The sequence below is a fragment of the Paraburkholderia sp. MM5384-R2 genome (assembly GCF_014201025.1).
In the GTDB taxonomy this organism is placed as follows: Bacteria; Pseudomonadota; Gammaproteobacteria; order Burkholderiales; family Burkholderiaceae; genus Paraburkholderia; species Paraburkholderia tuberum.
In genome coordinates this window covers 48,451-63,422 of sequence record NZ_JACHDI010000001.1, presented here as the reverse complement: position 1 = coordinate 63,422, position 14,972 = coordinate 48,451, and the positions used below count along the sequence as shown (strand labels likewise).

Here is a 14,972-nt window from a genome sequence, read left to right as displayed (position 1 = left end):
AGCATCAAATCGGGACCGTCTATGACGCTTCGATCAACACCTTCAGCGCGCGCGTGCTCGACGCGCGGGAGAACGTTTCGTAAGCCGAAAGAATATCGTCGAGCCGGAAGCGATGCGTGATCAGACGCGTGGGATCGATCCGCCCCGCCTTGACCGTCTTCATCAGCATCGGTGTACTGACGGTATCGACGAGACGCGTCGTGATCGCGATGTTGCGATCCCACAGTTTTTCCAGATGCAGATCGCACTTGACGCCGTGCACGCCGATGTTCGCGATCGTTCCACCCGGCGCGACCAGTTGCTGGCAAAGCTCGAACGTCGGCGCAATGCCGACCGCCTCGATCACGCAGTCGGCGCCTACCGATTCGGTCAGCTTCAGCACTTGCGCGAGCGCATCGGCACGCGCGTTGTCGATGCAAGCGGTCGCGCCGAAGCGTTGCGCGACCTCGAGCCGGTTCGCGTCGGGATCGATCATGATGATCTGCGCCGGCGAGTAGAACTGCGCGGTCAACAGCGCAGCGAGACCGATCGGCCCGGCGCCGACGATCGCCACGGTGCAGCCCGGCTGAACCTTGCCGTTGAGCACGCCGCACTCGAAGCCGGTCGGCAGAATGTCGGACAGCATCACGAGCGCCTCTTCGTCGAGGCCAGCCGGAATGCGGTACAGACTGCTCTGCGCATGCGGAATGCGCACATATTCGGCCTGCGTGCCGTCGATCCGGTTACCGAGAATCCAGCCGCCCGTCGTGCAATGCGAATACATGCCGCGCCGGCAGTAGTCGCAGCGGCCGCACGAGGTGATGCACGAGATCAGCACGTGATCGCCGGCCGCGAGCCCGCTCACCGCCTCGCCGACCTGATGCACGACACCGACGCCTTCATGGCCGAGAATGCGGCCCGGCTCGCAGGTCGGCACGTCGCCTTTGAGAATGTGCAGATCGGTGCCGCAGATCGTCGTGCGGGCGACTTTGACGATTGCATCGGTGGGCGCCGTGAGTTCGGGTAACGGCCGTTCGTCGAGCGACTTTTTGCCGGGACCGTGATAAACGAGTGCTTTCATGACGGACTTCTCCTATGGCCGGAATGAAACACGATGCGTGGTGGCAATCGTGTGCGTGCCTGAACCTGGTCGTGTCATGCGTCGGCTAGCGCCGGCGGGAACGTAATGCGTCACGCGCTTACATCATCAGCCCCAGCGTGGCGGGCGGCTTGATCTGGGTCAAGCACCACGAAAACAACGCCGACGCGTCGATGTCGGCCATTTTCTCGAGTTCTTGCAGATAGAGGCCGGGAAAGGGCCCCGCGCCTGCCTGCACATCGGCCGCGAAGAAGCTGCGCGCGCGAGCACCTCGGTCACGTCGCCGAAGTCGGAGATGAGGGCCGCGTGCGAATTGGGCGCGCGCCGGAACCAGAGTGGCGTCGGATTGCTCGACCTGGTCGGCTCGGATGATCGCCCACAAAAAATCGAAGACATCGCTATATCACGGCATACGGTTTGCCGATATTGGAGGTTGCGGGGACGCATGCGCCGCGAGAAGCTGCTGATGGCGTGCTTCGGTGGCGTCGTCGGCGGGGAACATGCATTCGATGCGCAACTCCTGCGCGGCCACGTTTTGCGGTGTGCCCACGGTCGTGACCATCGAGAAATAGCGCAGCACCACGCCTTCGCTGATGAAGCCGAGCGGAACCATCGGCAGCGTCGCGGGTGTCGTGGACGAGCCATGATGCGTCTTCCAGTCGCGCGGCACGTCGGGATACGCAAGCAGTTCATCGAGTAGACGCTTCGTGGTGGCGCCGATTACATGACCGACCGACTCGCGATACACGCGTTGCAGCAGACTTCGCGCGACCTCCTGCCAATCGGCGACGAACGGACGCATGCCATGTGGATCGAAGATCAGATGCAGCATGTTGCGCGGGCCTTCGCGCGTGGTCATGTCGATGAAGCAGTTGAAGAAGCGCGGGGCCGCGTCGTTGGTCATCAGCACGTTCCAGTCGCGGTCCATCACGAGCGCCGGAAACGGCTCATGCTGACGCACGACCCGTTCGAGCGCGCGAACCACGCCGTGCATTTCCTGCGCATTCCACGGTGCTTCCGAATAGATCGGTGCATAACCCGCGGCAAGCAGCAGCGCATTGCGCTCGCGCAGCGGCACGTCGAGGGTCTGCGCAAGCGTCAGCAGCGTGTCGCGGCCCGGCACGCTGCGCCCGCTTTCGATGAAGCTGATCTGCCGCTGCGAGATGCCGGCCTCGAGCGACAGATCGAGCTGACTCACGCCACGCACGTCACGCCAGTAGCGCAACAGACTGCCGAGATCGCCCGGCTGCACTTTCGGATCGTGACTCGTGACGTTCATGGTGTTGCCCTCCTGTTGATGCCTGAACGGGATCGCTTCAGCGCGCGGGCGCGTGCCACGCGAATTCTGCGAACTGCGTTTCGAGCGGCGGCTCGGTCACGCTGCCGGTGTAGTTCGTGATCGTCGACGCGGCGACCACCGCAACCACCTCGAGAATCTGCTCCGCGCTGAAACCTGCCGCGAGAAAGCGTTGCCGGTCCTCATCGGCGAGGCGGCCGCGTTTTTCGATCAGCGTGCGCGCGAGCGTCGACAGCGCCGCGAGCCTCGTGTCGTCGGGCACGCCGCCGTGCCGGATTGCCTCGACATCGGCGCGGCGCAGGCCCGCGTTCAAGCCGAGCGCGGTATGAAACGCAACGGCCCATTCGCTCGCGTTCGTCACGGCGTTAGTGAGCAGCAGCGTCTGGATCTCCGGTTCGGTCAGACTGCTCGCATGCACGCGCTCGAACAGGCCGATGAAGCCGTTGATCAGCACCGGTGAAGCCGCCATCTTGGCCGCGATGTTCGGAATCACGCCGAACGCCTGCTGCAGTTTGCGCAGCACGGGTTTCGATTGCTCTGGAGCGGACTCGATCGTGTGAACGGGATAGCTGGACATGGTATCTCCTTGACGTGTGCGCCATCGGAGCGACGGCGCGGTAGTCGAAGAGTAGAGGCAGCCGCGCGGCGCGCCAATTACATCGGATGTCATCGCCACCGGCCATGCGGCGGCGGCTTCTTTCCGGCGAGCCGCCTGGACGCGGCCTATCATGTTGGAGTTTGTTCCCCTCTTGTCCCGTTCGTCACTGGAAAGGAAGAACATCATGCCCACGATGAAAGCAGTCGAAGTGAAGCAGGCCGGCGGCCCGCTCGAACTGGTCGAACGCGAAGTGCCCGAGGCGGGCGCGGGTCACGTGCGTATCAGGATTCAGGCTTGCGGCATCTGCCATAGCGATGCGATGACCAAGGAAGGCCTGTGGCCGGGCCTGGCCTATCCGCGTGTGCCAGGTCACGAGATCGCGGGCGTGATCGATTCGGTCGGTGCGGGTGTCGAGGGCTGGCAGCTCGGGCAGCGTGTCGGGGTCGGCTGGCACGGCGGGCATTGCGGCAAATGCGACCACTGCCGCCAGGGCGACTTCGTGCTGTGCAAGTTCGCCCTCATCCCCGGCATCAGCTACGACGGCGGCTACGCCGAATACATGGTGGCCCCGGTCGAAGCCCTGGCGCGCATTCCCGACGATCTGTCCGATGTCGATGCCGCGCCGCTGCTCTGCGCGGGCATCACGACGTTCAACGCGATACGCAATAGCGGCGCGCGCGCCGGTGAGGTGGTCGCGATTCTCGGGATCGGCGGCCTCGGTCATCTCGGCGTGCAGTTCGCGCGCAAGATGGGCTTTCGCACGGTGGCGATCGCGCGCGGTCAGGACAAGGCCGCGCTCGCGCAGCAACTGGGTGCGCATCACTACATCGACAGCAAAACGGAAAACGTCGCCGAGAAGCTGCAGGCACTGGGCGGCGCGAAGCTGATACTCGCCACGGTGACGAGCGGCAAGGCGATGACCGCGACGCTCGGCGGTCTCGGCCTGAACGGCAAGCTCGTGATGGTCGGCGTGTCCGAAGAGCCGGTCGAAGTGCCGATCGTGCAGTTCATCATGGGACGCAACTCGGTGCAAGGCTGGCCCTCCGGCACCTCGGCCGATTCGCAGGACACGCTCGCGTTCAGCGCGCTCACCGGTGTCAAGCCGATGATCGAAGAGTATCCGCTCGCCGAGGCGGCGCAGGCCTTCGACCGGATGATGAGCGGTCACGCGCGTTTCAGGGTGGTGTTGAAGATGGTCTGAGTGGCTGCCTCCGGTGGAGGCAACGGAGATTGCATGACCATTCTGGTTACGGGCAGCACGGGTGTCATCGGCACCCGATGCTCGAATATCTGAAAGGCTGCGGCGCAGAAGCAGTGACGAGGCGAAGAAAAAGCGCGCTTGCCGGCATCCCGGCAAGCGCGCTCGATGACTTCGCAAATCCACCTACAAAAACTGCGTCGACGTGGCAAAGAACCACTCGCCAGCACCGGCTGGATCAAGCCAGATCGAAACGATCCAGATTCATCACTTTGACCCACGCGGCAACGAAGTCGCGCACGAATTTCTCCTTGCCGTCCTCGCTCGCGTAGACCTCGCCCAAGGCGCGCAGCACCGAGTTCGAGCCGAACACCAGATCGACGCGCGTACCGGTCCACTTGACCTCGCCGCTCTTCGTGTCGGCACCTTCGAACGTTTCCGCGGCTTCCGACACCGGCGTCCATTCCGTGCCCATGTCGAGCAGGTTACGGAAGAAGTCGTTGGACAGCGTTTCCGGCTTGCTCGTCAGCACACCTTCTTTGCCAGCCCCCACCTTCAGCACGCGCAGGCCGCCGATCAGCACCGTCATCTCGGGCGCCGTCAACGTCAGCAGTTGCGCCTTGTCGATCAGCAGCTTCTCCGCCGCCACCGGGAACTTGCCGCCCAGATAGTTGCGGAAGCCGTCGTGGACCGGCTCCAGCACCGCGATCGCCTGGACGTCGGTCTGCTCCTGCGACGCATCCATGCGACCCGGCGAGAACGGCACCGTCACCTGCTGCCCGGCGTTCTTCGCAGCCTGCTCGATACCGGCGCCACCCGCCAGCACGATCAGGTCGGCAAGCGAAATCTTCTTGCCGCCGGACTGCGCACCGTTGAACTCGCTCTGGATGCCTTCGAGCACCTTCAGCACCTTCGCGAGCTCAGCGGGCTGGTTGACGGCCCAGTCCTTCTGCGGTGCGAGCCGGATGCGCGCGCCGTTGGCGCCGCCGCGCTTGTCCGAGCCGCGGAACGTCGAGGCCGAGGCCCACGCGGTCGTGACCAGCTGCGACACCGACAGCCCCGACGCGAGGATCTTCTGCTTCAGCGCCGCGACGTCCTTGTCGTCGACGAGCGGGTGATCGACGGCCGGAATCGGGTCCTGCCACAGCAGTTGCTCCGACGGCACTTCCGGGCCAAGATAGCGGGCGCGCGGACCCATGTCGCGGTGCGTCAGCTTGAACCACGCGCGCGCGAACGCGTCGGCGAACTCGTCGGGGTTGGCCATGAAGCGCCGCGAAATCTTTTCGTAGATCGGGTCGAGGCGGAGCGACAGGTCGGTCGTCAGCATCGTCGGCAGCACTTTCTTCGACGGGTCGTGCGCGTGCGGATACGTGGCCTGCGCGTCCTTCGCGACCCACTGGTTCGCACCCGCCGGGCTCTTCGTCAGCTCCCACTCGTGGCCGAACAGGCTCTGGAAGTAGCTCATGTCCCACTGCGTCGGCGTCGCGGTCCACGTGACTTCGATTCCGCTCGAGATCGTATCGCCGCCCTTGCCGGTGCCGAAGCTGCTGCGCCAGCCGAGCCCCTGGTTCTCGAGGCCAGCACTTTCCGGTACAGGGCCGACGCTATCGGCAGGACCCGCGCCGTGCGTCTTGCCGAACGTGTGGCCTCCGGCGATCAGCGCGACAGTCTCCTCGTCGTTCATGGCCATGCGGGCGAACGTTTCGCGGATGTCGACCGCCGCGGCAAGCGGATCGGGATTGCCGTCCGGGCCTTCAGGATTTACGTAGATCAGGCCCATCTGCACCGCGCCGAGCGGGTTTTCGAGGTTGCGTCCGGGCGGATCGGTGCGGCTCTTCTCAGTGCCGTGCAATTCCTCGTCGGCGACGATCACGCCTTCGTCGCTTTCCCTGCCGGCCGCGCCCTTGCCGTAGCGCACGTCGCCGCCGAGCCAGGTCTTTTCATTGCCCCAGTAGACGTCCTGATCCGGTTCCCACGTGTCCTCGCGGCCGCCGCCGAAACCAAAAGTCTTGAAGCCCATCGTTTCGAGCGCGACATTGCCGCTCAGGATCATCAGGTCGGCCCACGAAATTTTCTGGCCGTACTTCTGCTTGATCGGCCACAGCAGTCGGCGCGCCTTGTCGAGGCTCACGTTGTCCGGCCAGCTGTTGAGCGGCGCGAAACGTTGCTGGCCGCGCCCCGCGCCGCCGCGGCCGTCGCCGATGCGGTACGTGCCGGCGCTATGCCATGCCATACGGATCAACAGCGGACCGTAGTGGCCGAAGTCCGCGGGCCACCAGGGCTGCGAATCGGTCATCAGCGCGGCGAGGTCTTTCTTGACCGCGGCGTAGTCGAGGCTCTTGAATGCCTCGGTATAGTTGAAGTCTTTGTCTAGCGGATTGGAGCGGTTCGAATGCTGGTTGAGCAGGTCGAGGCGCAATTGCTTCGGCCACCAGTCCCGATTGGTCGTCCCGCCGCCGGCGGTATGGATGAACGGGCACTTTGCTTCGTTTGACATGCGTTCTCTCCTTTGGAGGATGTCTCCGTTGTCGATCGGAGTCGGTGCCTGGGTACTTTCTCCAATCCCATGCAAGGTACTTGTTATGCGTTTGTCATCGTGTCAGGCTTGCGTGGCAATTTGACGACCCGAAAACCCGACAGTCAGCCGAATGGCTCGGCAGTGCACTCATGAAATCCAGGGGCGAGGGCAACGCAGCCGATGTCCGAAACGGCTGACTCCGGTCGGCGCTCCACTCCTATTCGAATATAGGCGAGGACAAAGTTCAATAGAATTCGAATACGGCAATGCCACTAATAGACGGCGACTATAGCGGACGCAAAACGAGCGCCGCCCTGCATCACTATATGCCGATCGATCGTCACCGCGTCGAAGCTTGAGCGCACCCGGCTGTTTTGCGCCAGGCGCAGCCGACTGTGTGATAGGGTTTCGCGTTTCGTCCGTAACAGAATGGGCACCGCTTTCTCTTCAGGCAAGCGCTTCTGATAGCACCTGAGCGAAGCAGAATGACGCCAACCGGCGTGCGCCCGAGGAGTATCCCGAACCGTGTCCAAAGCCGTGCCGAAAGCTGCCCCGAACGCTGAGCTCGCCACCGTCCAGCCCGTCGAATCGCTCGTCGTGCCGGAACTGCTCGATGGCCGCGACGGCACCAATCGCGGCGCGGCGGAAAACTCGCAGCTATCGGCGCGCAACGACCTCGACGCCGTGCGCGCCTGGCTGTCCAATTACGCGGACACCAAGACCACCTTCGACAACTACCGCAAGGAAGCGGAGCGGCTGCTGCTGTGGGCCGTCGTGCAGCTCGGCAAGCCGCTGTCGTCGCTGACGCACGAGGATCTGCTGCTGTTCAAGGCGTTCATCGCCGATCCGCAGCCGGCCGCGCGCTGGGTGTCGGCGAACGGCGGCAAGTACGCGCGCGGCGACGCGCGCTGGCGGCCGTTCAACGGGCCGCTGTCGCCGGCCAGCCAGCGCCAGGCGCTGATCATCCTGAACGCGATGTTCACGTGGCTCGTCAATGCCGGCTATCTGCGCGGCAATCCGATGGCGCTCCTGCGACAACGCGCGAAGCGCTCGGCGCCGCGCGTGACGCGCTATCTGTCGACGTCGCTGTGGGACGAAGTGAAGCTGTTCGTCGAGCAGCTGCCGCAAGATACCGATGCGCAACGCGCATACTACGCGCGTTGCCGCTGGCTGACCACGCTGTTCTATTTGCAGGGCATGCGCATTTCCGAGGTGGCTGGCGGGCAGATGGGCCAGTTCTTCAGAAGGCTCGGCGCCGATGGTCAGGACCAGTGGTGGCTCGAGACGCTCGGCAAGGGCGACAAGGAGCGGATCGTGCCGGTGTCGGCAGAACTGGTTCAGGAGCTGCGCAGCTACCGCACGCTCAATGGCCTCGCCGCCCTGCCGACCCGCGCCGAGGAAACGCCGCTCGTGCTGCCGTTCAAGGGCCGCAACCGCTGCCTGTCGCGCTCGGCGATTCACGACGCGATCAAGGGCATCTTCGCGGGCGCGGCCATGTGGCTGCGTGCGCGCGGTCCCGAATTCGCCGATCGCGCCGACGAGCTCGAGCGTGCGTCGGCGCACTGGCTACGGCATACGGCCGGTTCGCATCAGGCGGACGGCGGCGTCGATCTGCGCACGATCCGCGACAACCTCGGCCACGTTTCGCTGAATACGACCAGTCTTTACCTCCACACCGAGGACGACGTGCGGCATACCGAGACCGTTAATCGACACCGGATGAACTGGGACGACGCGAAGTCCGAAGACGGCAATGCGGGCGGCAACTAAGCGCGGATCGGGCGGGTGAAACGCGCCGCCGGAATTTTTGCGTTATTTCTTTCTTCTTTCTATTTCCCAGTTGGATCAATTCATCAGGCGATGCGCGCCGGGCATGCGTTTGCGCCTGCGCGTCTACCCGCTCGTTTCCCTGGTCGTCGATTCATATCTCAAGAATGCAAAACGCCGACCGTTAAACGGGCGTCGCTCGACAAATAACCAATACAAACCGGGTAATGAACTTGAAAACCATCACCAACGCGCTGTTGGCGTCGGCTGCGTGCGCTACCTTTCTCGCGGGCTGCGTGACCAGTGGGCAAGGCCGGCTCGTCAACGCCCCGAACCGGGTCAACGAAGTGAGCGTGACCGCGTATCAGCCGTTGCCGACCGATGTGTACGTCGCCAATGTGGTCGATCGCGATGTGGTGCTCGTCGGCGGCGATACGTATATCTGGGTCGTCGGCCGGGACGGCGTCCGGCATCGCCAGTTCTATGCTCATGGCGATCATCGCGCCGAGGTTTTCCATCGCCGTGAGGAACTGCATCGCGTGATGGCGAGCCATGACGGTCATCTGCCGGAGCATCCGGGCGGCGGCGAGCATCCGGGCGGCGCGCATCCGCCGCTCGGGCACCCGGGCGGCCCCGCGCCGGCGATGGCCGCGCACGGACAGCCGCCGCGAGCCGACAGGCACGCCGCCGGACCGGTCAGGTCTGCGCCCGCGACGGCCGCGCACGGACAACCGCGCCGCGCCGTCATGCATGTCGCCGAGCCGCTCAGGCCCGCGCCCGCAGCATCGGCAAAGCGGGTGTCGAAGGATCCGAAGAAGTCGTAACGTCGCTGCCAGGCGCGCTGCCAAAGCGCCTTCCTGCATCGCCCGCTTCCCCCAACTCCCCGCCAATCCCACCCCATTGCCCGCTAGAATTGCCGGCTTTGCCCGCGTCGGGCGCGCCGCAAGGCAAAATACGGGTTTTGCGCGCGCCGCACGCGCGGCCGACCCGGTCGCGAAGCGTCCCCAAGCCGTTTTCGGGCCCGGCGGTTGCATCGTCGCTCCGGGCCGCGCGCCGACCCGCAACATCACAGCCCCGCCCGGCCCGTCAGCTTCGCTGCCCGGCGCACGCGGCGCGGCGAGGACCGCTCGTCCCCAACAGAGCAGATCAGGAGCCTTTATGAGCGATTCGAATCCATCCTTCCTCGGCCGCATTTCGCTGGCCGTCGGCACGTTTTTCAGCATTCTCGGCAATGGCGACTTCGCCGCCGAGGTCCTGCGCCTGCGCAACGGCGAAAAGATCGGCGCGGCCCCGGCAGCCGCCCCCGCCGCCACGCCAACCCCGGCCCCCGCCGCCGCCCCGCAACCGAAGCCGCAACCCGCGCCGGTGCTGAAGGAGGCCTCCCCCGACGCCGCGCTGCAACTGCTCGGCCTGCTGCAACGCGACGCGCGCTTCATCGATTTCGTCGAGGAGGACATCAAGGCCTATAGCGACGCCGACATCGGCGCGGCCGCGCGCCTCGTGCACGAAGGCTGCCGTGCGACGCTGCGCGAGCACTTCACGATCCGCCCGGTGCGCGACGAAGCCGAAGGCAGCCGCGTGACGCTGCCCGCAGGCTTCGACGCGAGCTCGGTCCGTTTGACCGGCAACGTGGTCGGCAATGCGCCGTTCAACGGCAGCATCAGCCATCGCGGCTGGCGCGTCGAGGATGTGCGTCTGCCGAAGCTGGCGGACGGTCATAACGCAACAGTCATCGCACCGGCGGAGGTGGAGCTATGAGCGACGCACGCTATTCGATCGGCATCGATCTCGGCACCACGCACTGCGCGTTGTCCTACGTGGACACGCACGCGAGCGACGGCGAGAAAACCACCCAGGACGTGCTGTCGATCGCCCAGCTCACGGGCCCCGGCGCAATCGATAATCTGCCGCTGCTGCCCTCGTTCCTGTACCTGCCGCATCCCGACGAACTGGCCTCCGGCGACCTCTACCTGCCGTGGACCGGCCAGCGCGAATTCGCGGTCGGCGAATTCGCGCGCAGCCGCGGCGCCGGCACCCCGATCCGGCTCGTGTCGAGCGCGAAAAGCTGGCTGTGCCATCCGGGCGTCGACCGGCGCGCGGGCATTCTGCCGAACGATGCGCCGCCCGAAGTCGCGCGTGTGTCGCCGCTGGAAAGCTCGGTGCGCTACCTGACGCACCTGCGCGAGGCGTGGGACCACGCGCATCCGGACGCGCCGTTCGGCGAGCAGGACGTCACCGTGACGATCCCCGCGTCGTTCGACCCCGCGGCGCGCGAGCTGACGGCGGAGGCCGCCGAGGCCGCCGGCTTCACCCGCATGACGCTGCTCGAAGAGCCGCAGGCGGCGCTCTATAGCTGGATCCAGAAGAGCGGCGGCCAGTGGCGCAAGCAGGTCAAGATCGGCGACATCATCCTCGTCGTCGACGTCGGCGGCGGCACGACCGACCTGTCGCTGATCGCGGTGATCGAGCGCGACGGCAATCTCGAACTGCATCGCGTCGCGGTCGGCGATCACATCCTGCTCGGCGGCGACAACATGGACCTCGCGCTCGCGCACGTGGTCGCGCGCAAGCTCGCGGCGCAGGGTACCCAGGCCGACGCGTGGCAACTGCGCGCGCTCACCTACGCGTGCCGCGCGGCGAAGGAAACGCTGCTCAGCGATCCCGCCACCGACACCGTGCCGCTCGTCGTGCCGAGCCGCGGCTCGAAGCTGATCGGCGGCTCGATCCGCACCGAGCTGACGCGCGCCGAACTGACACAGACGATCCTCGACGGCTTCTTCCCGCAGATCGACAGCGCCGCGCGTCCGGTGAGCCGCGCGCGGGTCGGTCTGACGCAGCTCGGCCTGCCGTATGCGCAGGACGCGGGCATCACGCGGCATCTGGCGGCGTTCCTCGGGCGTCAGGTCGGCGCGCTGGCGGAACTCGAAGGGCTGCGCGAGCATGTCGCGCCCAACGCGAGCTTCCTGCATCCGACCGCGGTGCTGTTCAACGGCGGCGTGTTCAAGTCGACGCTGCTGGTCGAACGGATCATGGGCACGCTGAACGGCTGGCTCGCGACCGAAGGCGCGGCTCCGGCCCGTCTGCTCGAAGGCGCGGACCTCGATCTGGCGGTCGCGCGCGGCGCGGCCTACTACGGCTACGTGCGGCGCGGCCGCGGCGTGCGGATTCGCGGCGGCACCGCGCGCGCGTACTACATCGCGATCGAATCGGCGATGCCGGCCGTACCCGGGCTCGAGCCGCCGGTGCAGGCGCTGTGCGTCGCGCCGTTCGGCATGGAAGAAGGCACCGACGCCGAGCTGCCCGCGCAGGAGTTCGGGCTGGTCGTCGGCGAGCCCGTGCATTTCCGCTTTTTCGGCTCGTCGGTGCGTCGTCAGGATCAGGTCGGCACGCTGCTCGATTACTGGGGCCCGGAGGAGTTGCAGGAACTCGAGGAAATCGAGGCGACGCTGCCGGCGGCCGGCCGCACCGCCGGCGAAGTCGTGCCGGTGAAGCTGCACGCGCGCGTGACCGAAGCGGGCACGCTCGAACTCGAAGCGATCCCGCGCGGCTCCGACGAGCGCTGGAAAGTCGAATTCGACGTGCGCGGCAATGCGAATGCGTGATTGACATGAAGCGGTACAGCGTCGGCATCGATCTGGGCACCAGCAACACGGTGCTCGCGTACGCGCAAGCCGGATCGCAGCAGATTCGTGTGTTCGAGATCGAGCAACTCGTGAGCCCCGGCGAAGTCGCCGCGCGGCCGCTGCTGCCGTCGGTGCGCTATCAGGCGGCCGACGGCGAACTGAGCGCGGCCGATCTGCAGTTGCCGTGGTCCGGTGCGCGTGCGGCGTCGGGCCTCGGTAAGGACGCGACGCAGCCGGTCGTGGTCGGCCGGCTCGCGCGGCTGCTCGGCGCGCAGGTGCCGGGGCGGCTCGTCGCCAGCGCGAAAAGCTGGCTGTCGCACGCGTCGGTCGATCGCGTCGCGCCGATCCTGCCGTGGGGCGCGCCCGACGACGTCCGCAAGATTTCGCCGCTCGAGGCGAGCGCGAGCTACCTCGCGCACGTGCGCGCCGCATGGAACCAGCACTTCCCGAAGGCGCCGCTCGAACAGCAGGACGTCGTGCTGACGGTGCCCGCTTCGTTCGACGAAGGCGCGCGCGCATTGACCGTCGAAGCGGCGCGGCTCGCGGGGCTGCCGTCGCTGCGGCTGCTCGAAGAGCCGCAGGCCGCGTTCTACGACTGGCTGTTCCGGCATCGCGACACGCTTGCCGACGAGTTGGCGGACACCCGGCTCGTGCTGATCTGCGACGTCGGCGGCGGCACCACCGATCTGACGCTGATCGAAGTCGGCCTGTCCGACGACGGCGAGCCGCGCCTGACGCGCGTCGGTGTCGGCAATCATCTGATGCTCGGCGGCGACAACATGGACCTCGCGCTCGCGCATCGGGTCGAGGCGCGGCTGTTGGGTGGTGCCGGCGGCGGTGCGCAGGCGCCGCAACGGCTATCGGCGGCGAGCCTGTCGCAGCTGGTCGAGCGATGCCGCGTCGCGAAGGAGCAATTGCTCGGCGCGCAGGCGCCCGAGTCGGCGCCGGTCACCTTGCTCGGCGCGGGCTCGAAGCTGATCGGCGGCGCGCGCACGACGCAGGTCACGCGCGACGAGGTCGAGAAGATCATCGTCGATGGTTTCTTGCCGCGGGTGGCAGCCGATGAGCGTCCGGGCCGGCCGCGCGGCGCGATCGTCGAATTCGGCCTGCCGTACGCGACCGATGCGGCGCTCACGCGGCATATCGCGGCATTTCTCGAACGTTTCGCCGCGCAGTCGCGCAAGGCCCTGGGCGCGGATTCCAGCACGCCGGACGCATCCGGCACAGCCGCCCTGCCCGTTCCCGACACGCTGCTGCTCAACGGCGGCGTGTTCCGCGCCGACGCGCTGTCGCGGCGTCTGGCCGACACGCTCGGCGGGTGGCGCGGCGCGCCGCTCAACGTGCTGCACAACGACAACCCCGACGTCGCGGTCGCGCGCGGCGCAGTCGCCTATACGCTCGCGCGCGCGGGCTTCGCGCCGAAAATCGGCGGCGGTTCGCCGCGCAGCTATTTTCTGGTGCTCGACGAAACGCCGGCCGGCAAAGACGACGCCGAGCCGGACGCGGCGCCGGCGCAACGCGGCATCTGCCTGCTGCCGCGCGGCACCGAGGAAGGTCACGAGATTCTGATCGCGGAGCGCACGTTCGCGCTGCGGCTCGGGCATCCGGTGCGCTTTCACCTGGTGTCGTCGAGCGCGGACACCGCCTATCAGCCCGGCGAACTGGTCGACCTCGCGGGCGGCGACTTCGTGCGTCTGCCGCCGATCGCGACGATCGTCCAGCCACGCGACGGCCATCGCGCTCGCGAAACCGCCGTGCGCATCGCGACGTCGCTGACCGAGGTCGGCACGCTCGACGTCCATTGCATCGAACTCGACGAGCCGTCGCAACGCTGGCTGCTCGAATTCCAGTTGCGCCACGCCGACGCACCAGTGGAGCTATCCGCCGAGGGCGCACCGCAACGCCACCCGGCGCTCGATCGCGCGATCGAACTGATCGACCGTTGCTTCGGCGTCCGCGCGCAAAACGTCGACCCGAAGGAGATCAAACGACTGCGCGCGCAGCTCGAACATCTGCACGGCCCGCGCGACAGCTGGAACAGCGCGTTGCTGCGCGAACTGTTCGGCGCGCTGTGGGAGCGCGCGCGCCGCCGCCGCCGCTCGGCCGATCACGAACGGCTGTGGCTGAATCTGGCCGGCTATTGCGTGCGGCCCGGCTTCGGTTATCCGCTCGACGAATGGCGCGTCGAGCAACTGTGGACGCTGTTCGACGATGGCATCCAGTACGTGACCGACAGCCAGGTATGGTCGGAATGGTGGACGCTGTGGCGCCGCGCGGCCGGCGGCCTCGGCGAAGATGCGCAGCTGCGCGTGCTCGACGCGATGGACTACCTGCAGAAGGCCGCGCAATCGCGTCACAAGCTGCCGTTCGATCTCGCGAAGACCGGTTTCGCCGATATGGTGCGCCTGTCCGCATCGCTCGAACGGATTCCGGCCGAACGCAAGATCGAACTCGGCGAGGCGGTGCTCGCTCGCCTCAAAAAACCAGCGGAAAACCATCAAAGCTGGTGGGCGGTCGGACGGATCGGCGCGCGCCAGCCGTTTTACGGCAGCGCGCATAGCGTCGTGCCGCCCGAGGTCGCCGCGCAATGGCTCGATGCGATCCTCGCGCTCGACTGGAAGAAGGTCGACCCCGCCGCCTTCGCGGCCGTCCAGATCGCCCGCATGACCGGCGACCGCTCGCGCGATCTGCCCGACGCGCTGCGCGCGAGCCTCGTGCGACGCCTCGAAGCGGCGAGCACGCCGCGCGCCTGGGTCACGATGGTCAGCGAAGTCGTCGCGCTCGATAACGCCGACGAAGGCCGCGTGTTCGGCGAATCGCTGCCGGTCGGGTTGACGCTGATCGGCGGCTGAAGCGTTTTGCGCGGCGCGAAGCTCAGCACCTCTCGTGCGGC

11 protein-coding genes are annotated in these 14,972 nt (G+C 66.6%); 6 read left to right on the top strand and 5 right to left on the bottom strand.

Annotated features, from left to right (window positions below):
* Nucleotides 1–19 precede the first annotated feature (19 nt).
* The 4 genes from HDG37_RS00275 to HDG37_RS00260 form a co-directional block, all read right to left on the bottom strand.
* Complete coding sequence (locus HDG37_RS00275; RefSeq protein WP_184043393.1) at nt 20–1,060, bottom strand: zinc-dependent alcohol dehydrogenase family protein; 1,041 nt, start codon at nt 1,058–1,060, stop codon at nt 20–22.
* A 118-nt stretch (nt 1,061–1,178) separates the two neighbouring features.
* Nucleotides 1,179–1,460: a hypothetical protein gene (locus HDG37_RS00270; protein ID WP_184043391.1), complete on the bottom strand. Its 282-nt coding sequence runs from the start codon at nt 1,458–1,460 to the stop codon at nt 1,179–1,181.
* A 21-nt stretch (nt 1,461–1,481) separates the two neighbouring features.
* Nucleotides 1,482–2,357 carry a helix-turn-helix domain-containing protein gene (locus HDG37_RS00265; protein WP_184043389.1) on the bottom strand — a complete coding sequence of 292 codons (876 nt, stop codon included), beginning with the start codon at nt 2,355–2,357 and terminating at the stop codon, nt 1,482–1,484.
* Between the two features lie 37 nt (nt 2,358–2,394).
* The gene (locus HDG37_RS00260; protein WP_184043387.1) at nt 2,395–2,952 is read right to left on the bottom strand and encodes a carboxymuconolactone decarboxylase family protein; all 558 of its coding nucleotides are present in this window, start codon (nt 2,950–2,952) and stop codon (nt 2,395–2,397) included.
* Between the two features lie 205 nt (nt 2,953–3,157).
* Here HDG37_RS00260 and HDG37_RS00255 point away from each other — a divergent pair, with 205 nt between their 5' ends.
* Nucleotides 3,158–4,174 carry an alcohol dehydrogenase gene (locus tag HDG37_RS00255; protein ID WP_184043385.1) on the top strand — a complete coding sequence of 339 codons (1,017 nt, stop codon included), beginning with the start codon at nt 3,158–3,160 and terminating at the stop codon, nt 4,172–4,174.
* 235 nt (nt 4,175–4,409) lie between these two features.
* On the opposite strand, the gene katG is transcribed toward HDG37_RS00255, so the two are convergent.
* Nucleotides 4,410–6,668, bottom strand: coding sequence for a catalase/peroxidase HPI (katG, locus tag HDG37_RS00250; RefSeq protein ID WP_184043383.1), 2,259 nt, complete (start codon nt 6,666–6,668; stop codon nt 4,410–4,412).
* 546 nt (nt 6,669–7,214) lie between these two features.
* Between katG and HDG37_RS00245 the strand changes: the two genes are divergently transcribed.
* The 5 genes from HDG37_RS00245 to HDG37_RS00225 all read left to right on the top strand — a co-directional run bounded on the left by HDG37_RS00245 (nt 7,215) and on the right by HDG37_RS00225 (nt 14,931).
* A complete protein-coding gene (locus HDG37_RS00245; protein WP_184043381.1) occupies nt 7,215–8,459 on the top strand; it encodes a tyrosine-type recombinase/integrase in 1,245 nt (414 codons plus the stop codon).
* Nucleotides 8,460–8,683: 224 nt separating this feature from the next.
* Complete coding sequence (locus HDG37_RS00240) at nt 8,684–9,280, top strand: hypothetical protein (RefSeq protein ID WP_184043379.1); 597 nt, start codon at nt 8,684–8,686, stop codon at nt 9,278–9,280.
* A gap of 334 nt (nt 9,281–9,614) precedes the next feature.
* Nucleotides 9,615–10,214: a DUF2760 domain-containing protein gene (locus HDG37_RS00235; RefSeq protein ID WP_184043377.1), complete on the top strand. Its 600-nt coding sequence runs from the start codon at nt 9,615–9,617 to the stop codon at nt 10,212–10,214.
* On the top strand, nt 10,211–12,058 hold the full coding sequence (locus HDG37_RS00230; protein ID WP_184043375.1) for an Hsp70 family protein: 1,848 nt from the start codon (nt 10,211–10,213) through the stop codon (nt 12,056–12,058). The genes HDG37_RS00235 and HDG37_RS00230 overlap by 4 nt, the downstream gene beginning before the upstream one ends.
* Nucleotides 12,059–12,063: 5 nt before the next feature.
* Entirely contained in the window at nt 12,064–14,931 is a 2,868-nt protein-coding gene (locus HDG37_RS00225; RefSeq protein WP_221311854.1) for an Hsp70 family protein, read from the top strand.
* Nucleotides 14,932–14,972 lie beyond the last annotated feature (41 nt).

Coding starts and splice junctions, on each gene's coding strand:
- HDG37_RS00275 (WP_184043393.1), bottom strand. CDS start 1,060: ATGAAAGCACTCGTTTATCACGGTCCCGGCAAAAAGTCGCTCGACGAA.
- HDG37_RS00265 (WP_184043389.1), bottom strand. CDS start 2,357: ATGAACGTCACGAGTCACGATCCGAAAGTGCAGCCGGGCGATCTCGGC.
- HDG37_RS00260 (WP_184043387.1), bottom strand. CDS start 2,952: ATGTCCAGCTATCCCGTTCACACGATCGAGTCCGCTCCAGAGCAATCG.
- HDG37_RS00255 (WP_184043385.1), top strand. CDS start 3,158: ATGCCCACGATGAAAGCAGTCGAAGTGAAGCAGGCCGGCGGCCCGCTC.
- katG (WP_184043383.1), bottom strand. CDS start 6,668: ATGTCAAACGAAGCAAAGTGCCCGTTCATCCATACCGCCGGCGGCGGG.
- HDG37_RS00240 (WP_184043379.1), top strand. CDS start 8,684: ATGAACTTGAAAACCATCACCAACGCGCTGTTGGCGTCGGCTGCGTGC.
- HDG37_RS00235 (WP_184043377.1), top strand. CDS start 9,615: ATGAGCGATTCGAATCCATCCTTCCTCGGCCGCATTTCGCTGGCCGTC.
- HDG37_RS00230 (WP_184043375.1), top strand. CDS start 10,211: ATGAGCGACGCACGCTATTCGATCGGCATCGATCTCGGCACCACGCAC.
- HDG37_RS00225 (WP_221311854.1), top strand. CDS start 12,064: ATGAAGCGGTACAGCGTCGGCATCGATCTGGGCACCAGCAACACGGTG.